The sequence below is a fragment of the Botrimarina hoheduenensis genome (assembly GCF_007859815.1).
GTDB classification, from domain to species: domain Bacteria; phylum Planctomycetota; class Planctomycetia; order Pirellulales; family Lacipirellulaceae; genus Botrimarina; species Botrimarina hoheduenensis.
The window spans coordinates 257929-270630 of sequence record NZ_SJPH01000003.1; the positions used below are offsets into that span (position 1 = coordinate 257929).

11 protein-coding genes and 5 tRNA genes are annotated in these 12702 nt (G+C 62.5%); 5 read left to right on the forward strand and 11 right to left on the reverse strand.

Translation table 11 applies throughout. The features are described 5' to 3' along the window. Nucleotides 1-29: 29 nt before the first annotated feature. The 8 genes from secE to Pla111_RS08410 all read right to left on the reverse strand — a co-directional run bounded on the left by secE (nt 30) and on the right by Pla111_RS08410 (nt 4804). Nucleotides 30-437 carry a preprotein translocase subunit SecE gene (gene secE, locus Pla111_RS08375; RefSeq protein ID WP_146573281.1) on the reverse strand — a complete coding sequence of 136 codons (408 nt, stop codon included), beginning with the start codon at nt 435-437 and terminating at the stop codon, nt 30-32. A 159-nt stretch (nt 438-596) separates the two neighbouring features. Next, nucleotides 597-669 (reverse strand) — tRNA-Trp (locus Pla111_RS08380). 126 nt (nt 670-795) lie between these two features. Then, entirely contained in the window at nt 796-1995 is a 1200-nt protein-coding gene (gene tuf / locus Pla111_RS08385; protein WP_146573283.1) for an elongation factor Tu, read from the reverse strand. Nucleotides 1996-2183: 188 nt separating this feature from the next. After that, nucleotides 2184-2256, reverse strand: a tRNA-Thr gene (locus tag Pla111_RS08390). Nucleotides 2257-2402: 146 nt separating this feature from the next. Continuing rightward, a tRNA-Gly gene (locus Pla111_RS08395) sits at nt 2403-2473 on the reverse strand. A gap of 99 nt (nt 2474-2572) precedes the next feature. Beyond that, a tRNA-Tyr gene (locus Pla111_RS08400) sits at nt 2573-2654 on the reverse strand. 261 nt (nt 2655-2915) lie between these two features. Further along, nucleotides 2916-2988 (reverse strand) — tRNA-Thr (locus tag Pla111_RS08405). Between the two features lie 145 nt (nt 2989-3133). After that, a complete protein-coding gene (locus Pla111_RS08410) occupies nt 3134-4804 on the reverse strand; it encodes a sigma-70 family RNA polymerase sigma factor (RefSeq protein ID WP_146573285.1) in 1671 nt (556 codons plus the stop codon). A 332-nt stretch (nt 4805-5136) separates the two neighbouring features. On the opposite strand from Pla111_RS08410, the gene Pla111_RS08415 reads away from it, so the two are divergent. The 3 genes from Pla111_RS08415 (at nt 5137) to Pla111_RS08425 (ending at nt 7850) form a co-directional block, all read left to right on the forward strand. Beyond that, nucleotides 5137-6489 carry a hypothetical protein gene (locus Pla111_RS08415; protein ID WP_197524867.1) on the forward strand — a complete coding sequence of 451 codons (1353 nt, stop codon included), beginning with the start codon at nt 5137-5139 and terminating at the stop codon, nt 6487-6489. A gap of 101 nt (nt 6490-6590) precedes the next feature. Continuing rightward, nucleotides 6591-7307, forward strand: coding sequence for a hypothetical protein (locus Pla111_RS08420; RefSeq protein ID WP_146573289.1), 717 nt, complete (start codon nt 6591-6593; stop codon nt 7305-7307). Continuing rightward, complete coding sequence (locus Pla111_RS08425) at nt 7308-7850, forward strand: LemA family protein (RefSeq protein ID WP_146573291.1); 543 nt, start codon at nt 7308-7310, stop codon at nt 7848-7850. A gap of 27 nt (nt 7851-7877) precedes the next feature. Here the strand turns inward: Pla111_RS08425 and glgC are convergent, their stop codons facing one another. Continuing rightward, nucleotides 7878-9119: a glucose-1-phosphate adenylyltransferase gene (gene glgC / locus Pla111_RS08430; protein ID WP_146573293.1), complete on the reverse strand. Its 1242-nt coding sequence runs from the start codon at nt 9117-9119 to the stop codon at nt 7878-7880. 482 nt (nt 9120-9601) lie between these two features. Between glgC and Pla111_RS08435 the strand changes: the two genes are divergently transcribed. Further along, entirely contained in the window at nt 9602-9859 is a 258-nt protein-coding gene (locus Pla111_RS08435) for a hypothetical protein (RefSeq protein ID WP_146573295.1), read from the forward strand. Here Pla111_RS08435 and Pla111_RS08440 read toward each other — a convergent pair. Beyond that, complete coding sequence (locus Pla111_RS08440) at nt 9856-10887, reverse strand: glycosyltransferase (protein WP_146573297.1); 1032 nt, start codon at nt 10885-10887, stop codon at nt 9856-9858. The two genes, Pla111_RS08435 and Pla111_RS08440, sit on opposite strands and share 4 nt — an antisense overlap. Nucleotides 10888-11008: 121 nt before the next feature. On the opposite strand from Pla111_RS08440, the gene Pla111_RS08445 reads away from it, so the two are divergent. Then, complete coding sequence (locus Pla111_RS08445) at nt 11009-11785, forward strand: alpha/beta hydrolase family protein (protein WP_146573299.1); 777 nt, start codon at nt 11009-11011, stop codon at nt 11783-11785. A gap of 14 nt (nt 11786-11799) precedes the next feature. On the opposite strand, the gene Pla111_RS08450 is transcribed toward Pla111_RS08445, so the two are convergent. Next, nucleotides 11800-12279, reverse strand: coding sequence for a superoxide dismutase [Ni] (locus tag Pla111_RS08450; protein WP_146573301.1), 480 nt, complete (start codon nt 12277-12279; stop codon nt 11800-11802). Between the last annotated feature and the right edge of the window lie 423 nt (nt 12280-12702).

Here is a 12702-nt window from a genome sequence, read left to right on the forward strand (position 1 = left end):
GCTAACCGGGTATCTAACCCAAACAGGCATCAACCGAGCAAAGCGCCGAAGATCGTCTTCCATAACGCGTCGTACCCCAGCAGCAGCGCTGCCAGGAAAAAAATGACCGCGATCACCACGAACGAGGCCCGAATAAGCTCGCCCTGCGATGGCCACGACACCTTGTTCATCTCGGCCTCGACCGAGATGAGAAAGTCCGCGAACTTCGGGTACTGAATCAGCCGAAAAGCGGCCCACGCACAGGCAGCCAACACGACAAGCGGCACCACGGTTGTCGGCGTCGTCGCGAAACCTTCGGACAACATCCACTCTCGCAGGGACCAGACTCCCGCGGCAACGACCACGAGGATCGACACCAGGGTTACCTGACGCGCGTTACGCCCCTGGCTCTTTTTATAGAGCCCCGAACGCACCAGTTCTTGTATGTAGGCCGCCAAAACGACTTCGCTCCCGACACCATCACCCGCAGGCCGCCTCTCATAAGAGAGACCGCGGGACTAGGCGTGCTAACGCTCAGCATCCTGCCCAGGGCCCACCACCGTGATGGGCCCACAAATCTCAGCGACTCAAAATCTCAGCGACTCAATCTATCCGAGCAGGGGCGGTGGGACTCGAACTCACAACCCCCGGTTTTGGAGACCGGTGCTCTGCCAATTGAGCTACGCCCCTTTGCGAAGAGAAGCGGGCTCAGCCAGGACGGAGCGGCTCTTAACCACTCCGCCCTGACCGCCTAACCCTTGATTCTCCTCACCGCTTATCTCAGGTGCGACGCCAGTGGGGCGCCGGCACTGCTAACTACTCAATAATCTTGGAAACGACGCCCGAGCCGACCGTCTTGCCACCCTCACGGATAGCAAAGCGGACGCCTTCGTCCATCGCGATCGGCTTCGACAGCTCGACCGACACGCGGGCGTTGTCGCCCGGCATGCACATCTCGGCGTCGCCGGTGAGGCTGGCCGTGCCGGTGACGTCGGTCGTGCGGAAGTAAAACTGCGGACGGTATCCGCTGAAGAACGGCGTGTGACGGCCGCCTTCCTCTTTACTCAGCACGTAGATCTCGCCCTCAAACTTGGTGTGCGGCGTGATCGATCCGGGCTTGGCCAGACACTGGCCACGCTGAATATCCTCGCGCTTCACACCACGCAGCAGGCAACCAACGTTGTCGCCGGCGATGCCCTCGGTCATGGTCTTCTGGAAGGCCTCGACACCCGTGCAGGTCGTCTTGGTCGGGGCGGCGGTCAGACCAACGATCTCGACCTCTTCACCAACCTTGATCTTGCCACGCTCGATACGGCCGGTTGCCACCGTGCCACGACCTTCGATCGAGAAGACGTCTTCGATCGCCATCAGGAACGGCTTATCGATCTCGCGCTCGGGCTCGGGGATGTAGCTGTCGATCGCGTCCATCAGCTCGCCGATGCACTTGGCGGCCTCGGGATCCTTCGGATTCTCGTACGCGGCCTTCGAATTGCCACGCACCAGCGGGACTTCGTCGCCGGGGAAGTCGTACTTGGTCAGCAGCTCGCGGACCTCCAGCTCGACCAACTCCAGCAGCTCCTCGTCGTCAACGAGGTCGCACTTGTTCAGGTAGACCACGATCTTCGGCACACCAACCTGGCGGGCCAGCAGGATGTGCTCACGAGTCTGCGGCATCGGGCCGTCCGGAGCCGACACAACCAGAATCGCGCCGTCCATCTGGGCGGCACCGGTGATCATGTTCTTGACGAAGTCGGCGTGGCCCGGGCAGTCGATGTGGGCGTAGTGACGGTTGTCAGTCTGATACTCCACGTGCGCCGCAGAAATCGTGACGGTCTTGGTCTCATCGCGTACCGTACCGCCCTTGGCGATCTCGGCATACGACTTGGCAGTCGCCAGACCCTTCGCCGCCTGCACGGCGATGATCGCACCGGTGGTCGTGGTCTTGCCGTGGTCAATGTGACCAATCGTGCCGACATTCACGTGCGGCTTTGTACGCTCGAAGGTGTCCTTGGCCATGTCTGTCTCTGGTTCGTTCTCGGGACGGAAGTTAGTAGGGCGAGAAGGGAAAACGCTGTGTTAATCAACGCTGTGTTTTTAACGCTGTGTTTATCAAACCCGCCGGCAGCCGCCGGGCAGGGTCACTGAAGCTACCCCGCATCAAAGCGGAAAAGCTTCATAAAACCCAGCCCCCAACGGCGGCCAAGAGCTGCTGACGAGACTTGAACTCGTGACCTCGTCCTTACCAAGGACGCGCTCTACCAACTGAGCTACAGCAGCGGAAAAAGCGATCAGCCACCTGCCCGCGGGGCATCCGGCTGGCAGCTCGTCTTGTCTCTTGTCGCCTGGGAATCTGTGAAGGTGCGTCACGACAAGCCACCAGAGCTCGTCGCGAGTGAACTAAGTTATTCGGTCGCTGCTGCTTAAGCGGGTGAAGGGAATCGAACCCTCGTCATCAGCTTGGAAGGCTGTTGCTCTACCATTGAGCTACACCCGCAGGACGGATCCGATGTGCGGAAGCGAGCCCACGCAGGCAAGCCACTCAAGCTGTTTCCGCTGTCCGCATCCGATACTCCGCTTTGATTAATTAAATGAGTGGTGGGTGCAGGATTCGAACCTGCGAAGGCAGAGCCATCTGATTTACAGTCAGACCCGTTTGACCGCTTCGGTAACCCACCGATGTGTGGTGACGGGCACGGGCCGCTTTTGACCTGCTCGCGTCTCTGTCGCTGCCTCGCCCCTAAAAACGACTTAAATAACGCCCCAGCCGGGGAAAACAAACCGAATTCCGTGCTACCTCTGCGCCTCAGCCTAATCGGCCTTCGGCACGCAAGCCTCAACCGGTACACGCCCCGCTGCTTCCACCGATTTCGCTCCGCCGGCTGGCTGCCCTGCCGTCAAAACGGCATCGCAACCGACTCGCAAGGCTCATCGGCAAGAGCTAGCGGAGGGAATTGAACCCACAACCTGCTGATTACAAATCAGCTGCTCTGCCAATTGAGCTACGCTAGCCCGACTCCCGCAATCGATGGGGAATCGGCCAATATACCGAGCCACCACCACCTCGCAAGGCCGGTAACTCAGTTTTGGACCGCAGATTGCTACGGCAGCCCCCTCCGCGGACGCTAGCATCCGCCCCGGCACCGCAGACGGTCTCTCAGAAGTCGAGCTGAACACGCTCTTCCGCAGCGGCTACCCGCAGCTTATCCAGCGCTCGCACCTCGATCTGACGCACCCGTTCTTTGGTCACCCCCATCTGGGCACCAACTTCTTTGAGCGTCAGCGGTTCGCGGTTGTGATCCAGCCCGAAACGCGAAATAACGATCTGCTGCTCGCGCTCATCCAGCCGGCGCAGGATGCGCCGAATCTTGTGCTCTCGGTCCGCCTGTGCCGCCTCGTGGGCCAGCGGATTCGCGCGATGCTCCTCGGCCGAGGCAAACAACTCGTCGGTGCTCGTACGGAAACGGTCTTGGTGCTTGTATTCGTTCGGGATCGAGCGGGCGTAGTTTTTCACGATCGCCCAGGTTGCGTAGGTGCTGAACTTGTTGCCGCGGGCGAAGTCAAACTTCTCGATCGCCTTCATCAGCGACACGTTGCCGTCACTGACCAGTTCAAAGAAGCTCTGAGTGGGCCCCATCCGCTTCTTGGCGAGTGAAACCACCAGCCGAAGATTCGCTCGGGCGATCTGGTTCTTGACCTCCACCGCGCGCTCGTGGAGGGCCTCAATTTCATCCATCGTGACGGCTTTGGGGCGCGCCGCATCAAGGGTCGCGCGAAGCTTCGCCGCCTTGAACTTCAGATAGTTGTACTGCCGAAACAGGTGCTGTTCCTGCTCGCGCGTCAGCAACGGCGAATCGTATAACGCCGCGAGATAGGCCGGCAGATCGGTTGGCCGAGAAACGCGGCGCGGGGGCGTTTCCGCCACGGGCATCTCGCCCAGACACGCCGCGTCGGCACCCTTGCGCGCAAATCGCGGATTCGGAATCGACTCGAGCGCAAGCGCCCTAATCCGCTCGTAACGCACTTCGGTGGCGATCCGGTAGATGGTCGTCTTAGAGCGCCCGTAGCGGTCCGCCAGCTTCTCGACCGCAATCCCGGCCCGAAAGTCCGCCTCAATCTGCTCACGCTGGCGCGCGGCCAGTACGGCTCCTTCGCCATCGAACGGCTGCTCGTCGGGATGGGCTTCGGCGTGCTGACGGAGGGTTTGACGAATGGTTTCCGCTGTGCGACCGGTGCGGTCAGTAAGGCGGCGGGCAACGGCGTTCAGATCGAGTCCCTCGTCTGCCGCAACGCGCCGGGCTTCGGCGACCAGTTCGCGTCGCTCGGTGTCGGTCATCTGGCGGAACTTGGCACCGCGTTCAACGCGGTCACGGTTCGCGCGGACAAAACGATCAACGCTGCTGCGTAGAAAGCCGACCCGCTTGCGACCGTCAAAAACCAAGCGGCGGCTGACGAGCCCCGCCTCGCGCCAACGCGCAATCGTCTTGGTCGAGACGTTAAATTGGCGGGCCAGATCTTCGACAGTCAGCACCTGCTCGCCGACTGCACTGGCGGGCAAATCGACCGAATCGGACAGGTCCTCTACCAACAGACGCAAGTCGTGGATCAAGTCGGCACCGGGTGCCTTATCCCGATCGCGCGGCACCCAACCACCGCAACCGATTGTCTTGACGATCCGATCGACCGCGTAATGATTCGCGGCGTCGAGGTCGCTGATCGCTAGCTCAATCCGATCGATGCGGCGGACACGGTCCTCGAGCGGAGCCGAGCGGAGCTGCTCGGCCCGCAGGCGGTCGATCGCGTCGATTCGGTAGGCTCGTTGCACCATGTGCTTAGCAGGGGTTGGAGGCGCTAGCCGTGCTATCACACGCCTAGCAACCTCGGTGGATCACTTGTTGTACGCGGAGCAGCTGATTTGGGTCGAGCCAAACTCGCTAGCGAGCTGACAAGGCGAACCCCCGCCCCCCCAAACCCCGCATTTACCCGTTCGGGGGGCCTCCGTGGGACCTCGGCCTCGGTTGCCAACGACCTCTCACCGAAGCGCTAAGCCCTTCGCCCCTAGGGAGACGATGTTTCTTGCAGGAAGGTTCGGCGCTGCTTGCGCACTATGCCCTTCTTGCCTGACCTGCTCTCACCCGGTGTTCGACGAGGCCTCGACCGATGTTACCGATCAAGCGATTGCCGACGGTTCTTGGAATGACCTTAACCACGCTACTCACGGTGGGTGTCGTTCAAGCCATCGAGCCAGCGCGTCTTGCGCCGGCCGATCTGACCGATAGGGCGGTTGCCGTACGGGTTTCGCTGACGGTTGGCGGCGACTTGATCGTTGCTCCGCAGTCCGATCCGCAGCCGGTTCGGGTAGAGGTCATGACGGAGTACCTGCAGACCCCGGGTCCGGGCGAGGGCGTCCTCCGCCGCTACGAGCAAGGCGCTCTGACCGTCGCCAAGGAGACCCGCTCGACCATCGATCCGACGCGCGGCGTGGTGCTGGCCCAACTCTTGGGGGGCCGGGTCGAATGCCGGGCCGAGCGGATTGCTTTTAGCCGTTCGGAGTTAGACCTGGTTGAAGCGCCTGCCGATCCGCTAACAACCGCGGGTTTGTTCCCCACCGTAAAAGTGGCCCCCGGCGATCGGTGGACGCTTGAGGCCGATACCCTGGGTCCCCTGCTCAAGCTCGATAGCGTGAGCGTTTGCGAGGTTACCGCGGTGCTGACCGACCTGACGGCTTCACACGCCCGGTTTCGTATGGCCGGCACGGTACACGGTAGCGTGGCCGGTGCCACAACCGAAATCGACCTGCGGGGCGTCGGGCTGATCGATCGGCAGACGAGAATCCTCACGCAGCTAAACCTGGGCCTCGAAGAACGCCGCGCTATTGGCCCCGCTTCGCCCGGGCTCGACGTGGCGGCAAAGCTCTCGTTGCGCTGCGAACCCCTTTCGACCACCGAGGCCACCGAAGCCGTAGCGGCTGCCGCGGGCAACGGCACCGCGACGAGCGAGGTCGATGGGCGTTTTTCGCCCGCCGGACTGGTGCGGATTCAGTCGAACGACAACGCCTGGGAAACGCTTGCCTCGCGTGACTGGCACCTCACTGCTCAAACGCGAAAAACCCTCGCGCTCCGCGCGGCCGAGGGGCAGGAGCCCCTCGCCACGATGCTGCTGCGCACCGTGGCTTCGCGCCACGCCAAAGACCTCGCGGCCTTCACCGCCGAGGTGCAATCGCAAGTGGAGCCCGAGGGGGGCCGTCTGGGGGCCTTCGAAGAACGCATCACGCCAAGCGGATTGACCTGCTTCACGGTGGTCGTGCTCGGCAAGGCCGAAGGGATCCCGACCGAATGGCACCACTATTTGCTTCAAGAACCGCTGAGCAGCGCTCCTGCCGTTTCGGCGGTTACCCGGATCGCAGAATCCGATCGGCAGCGCTTTGCTGAGGGGGATCGACTGCTGATCGATGCCTTAACACTAACGCCGAGCGAGGCAACCGCGTCGCACACCGGGAGCTCTCTCCGGTAAGGATCACGTCGGCGGTGGCCGCAGTGCGCGGGGTGAACTAGGATCGTCGCCGGTGGGTTGCCACGTTTCTGCCCTCGTTCAACAACGGCAGGCGATTGACGATGATCGGCCTGGGCATACTGCTGTTCGCCGCGTTTTTGGTGGTGATCACTGTCGGCTCGCTCCATGCGCAGCGAGTCGAGGCAGAACGCTGTGCGAAGCTGACGCTTTTTGCCCAGCAGCACGGGATGATTTTTAGCTCGGCGCGCGAGCCCCACCTTCCCGGGGCACTTGGGTCGATGGCTGACTTTGCCCGAGGTCACAGCCGCTATGCCTACAACCTGCTGACGGGGGTAGTCCGCGTAGCCGACCGATCACCGCAGCTGTTGACGGGCGACTATCACTACGCCGTCACCCGCCGTAGCAACAACAGGAGCCGTACGACCCACTATCGCTTCAGCTTTCTCGCAGTCCGTTGCGCTAAACCTGCTACACCGCGGGTGACGCTGCGGCGTGAGATGTTTATCGACAAGATCTCCTCGGCTTTGGGATTCAACGACATCGATTTCGAGTCCGCTGAGTTCAGCCGACGTTTTCATGTCTCTTCCGACGACAAGCGTTTCGCCTACGACCTGCTTCATCCCCGCGCGATTGAAGCCCTTCTCGAAACCAGTCCCGAGCGGCTCGAGTTGTGTGGCGAATGGCTGTGTCTGACCAACGGCACGCAGCGCTGGGAGCCGGATGAGTTCCTCCTTTGGCGCAACTGGATGAGCGAATTCATCGGTCTGTGGCCCGCTCACCTTGAGGCCTCACTCGCCCCGACGGAGGAGACTTTCTAAATGCCCGAAGCACTCATCGCGATCGCGTTTTTGTTGACGCCGCTGTTGATCGGTAGCATCTGGGGCATCGCCGTTTTCAACCAGATGGTCGGAGTCCGGCAGCACCTTCGCGAAAGCTGGTCCGACATCGAAGTCGAGCTACGAAGAAGGCTTGACCTGATCCCCAACTTGGTTGAAACCGCCAAGGGGTATGCGGCCCACGAGCGTGAGCTGCTGGAGACCGTGGCCCGCCTCCGTACCGCTGCGACCGATCCGAGCCACGCGGGCCAGCGTGGTGAAGAAGAGCGTCGAGTCGAAGCCGAGTCGCATCGTCTGATCGCCCTTGCCGAGACCTACCCCGACCTCAAAGCGAATGAGCAGTTTCTGCGGCTTCAGCACGAGCTGACCGTCACCGAAGACCGCATCGCGGCGGCCCGTCGCTTTTACAACGGCAACGTCCGTGATCTGAATCAGCTGCGTGAGCAGTTTCCCACAAGCCTCATCGCCGCCTTGGCCGGGGTTGAGGCGGCCGAGTACTTCCAGCCCGACTACGCGTCGCGATGACACCCCTCGGGGTAAGCGCCCGCTGGTTTACGACGTGCTTAGCAGGCCATCGGCTTTCGCCACGACCACAACGCCCCCCTCGCTGACGGTAAAGCCCCGTGCTCGATCCGCGTCGTGGTCGTAGCCGATCTCCATGCCGTCGGGGATGTGAACGCCCTTGTCGATGATCGCGCGGCGGATGCGGCAATGGCGACCGACATTGACCTGGGCAAACAGGATTGACTCATCAACCTGCGCATAGCTGTTGATCCGCGCCCCCGGACCGATGACGCTCTTGCGGGCGATCCCGCCCGAGAGGATCGCACCGTGGCTCACGAGGCTGTCGAGCGCCTCACCCTTGCGCGGGCCCTGACCGTCGTCGTCGTCAGCAAAAACCGTCTTGGCCGGCGGTAAGTTGGGCTGATAGGTCCGCACGGGCCAACGGTCGTCGTACAGATTAAGCTCGGGCTCGACGTTGGTGAGCTCGAGGTTCGCTTCGTAGTAGGCGTCGATCGTGCCGACGTCTCGCCAGTAAGCCTGGGTCTTGGCGTTCTCGTCAAGGAACGCAAAGGCGAACACACGCCGGGTGTTAATAATCGACGGGATGATGTTCTTGCCGAAGTCGTGCGCGCTGTTCGGCAGAGTGGCGTCTTTGCACAGCTCGTCGAACAGAAAAGCGGCGTTGAAAACGTAGATGCCCATCGAAGCCAAGCACTCGTCGTCCGAACCGGGAACCGTCTTCGGCTCGGTCGGCTTCTCTTCGAAACCAACAACACGGCTCTCGTTATCGACCTGCATGACACCAAAGGACTGGGCCTCGTCACGGCTCACCTTGAGCGCGGCGATCGTCAGATCGGCGTTTTGCTGCTCGTGGTACGCCACGAGTTTTGAGTAATCCATCTTGTAGATGTGATCGCCGGCCAGGATCACGACATGCTTGGGCCGCTCCTTCTCCATCGCATAGATGTTTTGGTAGACCGCGTCGGCGGTTCCCTGGTACCACTGCTCGTCGATGCGTTGCTGCGGCGGGACGACATCGACAAACTCGCCCAGCTCTCGGCAAAAATAGTCCCGCCAGCCAAGCGTGATATGGCGGTCGAGGCTCATCGCCTTGTACTGCGTGAGGACCAGCAGCCTGCGCAATCCGCTGTTGAGGCAGTTGGAGAGCGTGAAATCGATGATCCGATAACAACCGCCAAACGGCACGGCGGGCTTCGCCCGATCGCGCGTGAGCGGTTCGAGGCGTGTTCCTTTGCCCCCGGCGAGCACCACCGCCAAGACGTCCTTCATCGCAAGCCTTTCCCGGTTCCGTGGGCAAAACGCTGTCGAGACTCAGCAGGCCGGCACTCGATGCCGGGGCCACCCGACGGTGGCGATCTACAGCGAACAGGACGAGTTTAACGCCGCTCGGTGCGGGCCAACAGGCGGGGCCCCCCCACCTGTCCGGAACGACCGCGGACGGTCGACTCGCGCGCAAGTCGGTTTGTCGGGCCGTCTCGACGCCACACCGAACCCACGATCGACGCCTTTTTCAGCAGAGTCCCAACACGTTAGCGACACGCACTCGACACTATCTCGACACCTCTTCAACACCTCTTCAACAGTTTTTCCCCTTTATGCCTGTCCGATCCGCCACGGATTTGGCGGTCTTCTCGGCAAACTCACACCGCGTTCACACGATCCACACACAGGTGCGGAATAAACCCGCTGGTCAGGAGAAGGTCCTGCCCTCACCGCTAGTTCCTTCCGAGAAAAGTCCAAGGAGTCACGCCTTGCTCGCTTCTTTCCCCTCGATCAATGACCACGGCTACCACGGCGAAGACCTTCGCCGGATCGATTACCTGCCGAGCCCCAGCGAGATCGCCGCGGCCTGCCAAACTATCCGCGCCGGCTGGTCGCTGTGCGAGAAGCGCCGCCGCTTTGTGGGCGAATTGCTGTCGGATGAGGTCGAGACGGCCTGGCAGCCACCGGTGGTCGATACCACCCACTTCCGCATGGCGATCGCACGCGGATTTGATCCGGCCGGTTAGATGCCCAGCCAGGCGTCGCGCCGGCTGACAACACGCGCTGGCAGATGCTCCGCTAATGGCGAGGAAGCCCTGTCTTGATCATTTGCCCCAACGCGCTTCGCCTGCAAAACGGCAAGGGTCTCACGCACCCAACCGGCTCGGTCGGTCACCTCAACCGCCCGAATCTCGGGCGTCGCCGTCGCTTGCTGACTACCGGTGGGAGATCGACTCCAGCCGAATACAACCGGACAACCCACCATGCGAGCCTCGACCACCGGGGTTGCTCCGGCGTGCTGGGCTTGTGGTGCCCACACAACGTCCGCGGCCGCCACGAGGCGGAGCGCGTCGTGGCGTGGGCCAACAAATCGCACGGTTCCGGGCTCAGTGGCGGCAGCGGCAAAACGTTCGGCGGCCAGCCGTACGGGACCTTCCCCAACCACCACCAAACGTGACCCGGGCGCAACGACCCGGAGCAGATCCGCGGCCCAAACGGCCTCTTTGACGGCGGTCGGGTTGTCCAGCCGAAGGCACATCACCACCAGCGGCGAGTCGGTGCCAAGCTCAAAACGTTCGCGGTAGCCGATCCGTTCGGCCTCGGTTAGCGAGACGCATTCCGCGGCGTTGGGCAGGTATCCGTGCTCGGAGGATTCGGTGGCCGTGGGTTCATAAGCGGCCGCCTTGCAATCCGCCCGTTCCGCCGTCGTCGTCGGTTTCTGTGGGCTACGGACCACATGCCCCCATACGGCTGTGCCGGTGCCCCACTGGCGCAAAAAACGGGCGGTCATCGGATCGTTGGTCTGCACTGCCACGGGACACAACTCAGCAAGCAACCGACGCCAAGCGAGGCCCGCAAGCGGGTCGATCCCCCACCGACAGTTGAGCGACTTAGCCGACCTTCCTGCTTGACGCCACCAGCGACCCCACGGGCCTAAGGGCCGCAGGGAAACCACGTGAGTTGTGTGGGCGCTTGGCACCCCTGCTAGGCAAAAAGCCTGCGTCGCGGCGCCGCTGGGGGCGAGGCGTTCGACAAGATGGACAATCTGTGCCACGGCATTGGATCGTTGAAGCGGTCGTGCAAGCCCGGCGACACGCTCGCAAGCGTAAGGGCATTACGCCCTAAGTTTGCCGCCGCCGGTGTGGGGGGGAAGCCCACGGTCTAAACTCAGCCGCATGAACAGCCCCCTTAAGTGGCGTGCCGAAACGCTCGCCGGCCAACCTGTCTGGTGGACGATCCCGACCGGCGCTCCGCCGTTGATGGCGGCGATCGTGCTGCACGAACTTCCGAACCCGCTCGATCTTCCTCCGAACCCACTTACGCCGGCCGTCACGCCACCAGAAAGCGCTCCACCAAACGATGCGGCCGCCTGGGCAGCGGAACTCGTTCCCCGCGGCGTGGCGGTGATCGTTCCTTGGAGCGGAGCCAGCTGGTGGACCGACGGCCCCGTGTTTGGCCCCGAACATAAGCCCGGTCACGTCAGCGGAACGCTCATCGCGGCGGTCGCATGGATCCGCGCTGAGCTGGGCTTAGCACCGCCCCAGATCGCGCTGGTAGGCTCGGGCATGGGGGGCCACGCCGCCCTGCGCTGGGCGTATCTTCGGCCGCAAGTTTTTGCCGCGGCAGCAGCTTTGCGGCCGTGGATCGATTGGCACACGCTGCTCGACCGAACGCGGGCAGATGACCCGCAGTTTGCCGCGCTGCACACGCTCTACAACGATCCTGAGCAAGCCCGACAGGACTCGGCGACGCTGCACATCCATCCGCTCAATTGGCCCCGCCGCCAGCGCTTCGACTGCCCGCCAGGCGATCCGCGCCACGAGGGCGCGGATCGCCTGAGGATGAAGCTCATGTCACTCGGCGTGCCACACCAGTGCGAACTCGAGCAGCGTGACGGCCCCGATTACGACTCTCGGCGAATCGCCGCGGCCTCCGCGTGGCTCGTCGGTTGAAGCGGGTGCGCGGCTCAGTGGACGTGCGCCGCTTGATACGCCTTGCCGTTGTAGGTTTGGTAGAAGGACTTGATAGCCGCCTCCAGCGTAGCGGCGGTTGCCGGATCGGCCGATTGCTTGCTCTTCATGGCTGCTACCATCACGGCGTGCGACGTTTTGAGCAGCTCGGCGTAGTTGGCCGCATCGGACTTAATGCGTTGGGCCATGAAATAGTCCGCAATGGTCTGCTGAACCTTGTTGGCGTGCTCTTCCTTCGTGACGACCCAGCGCGCGAGTTGGTTGTGACCGTTCGCGTCGTGCGTGCCGGCGAGCTCGACGATCTGACCGATCGACTTGGCGATCGTCGTCGTATCCTCCAGCATCGCGTCGAAGCGCGCTTGGTCGTTGAAGATACCGCACGGCACTTGGCAGTGCGCCGCCGCTTGCGGGGCCGTGGCGCTGATCACTCCCAGCAGCAACAAGACGATCGGAAGAAATCGGAGTTGGTGAAACATGTCGTGGGCTCTCGGGACGGTAAAAACGAAGACGACCCTAACGGGGCGTCGCGGTGAACAGAAGAATAAGCCGGCGGGGACGACAAACACGCCGCGTGTTCGCACAGGTTGCCCCCACAGTTGCACGCGACCGACAAATCAGCGGCTTGCAGCTTCCTTGCACTTTAGGCACCGTTGTGATGCGTCGCCATGGGCCCGCCCCCCTTACGAAGTTCCGCGGTGGGGCGGATGACGCGAAGCTATCAGCCGTTCCTGCCCGCTCATCGGGGCGCGCAGCAAGCCGTAAATCTCTCTACAATACGGGTTTAATGACCGGGGCACCGCTCGGGTCGCGTTCCCTTAAGAACCAGGCCGGCGACTACTAACCCCCCGAAAACGGTACCCCCGCCACGGTTCCCTTTCACCCGGACGCAACGCCCCCCC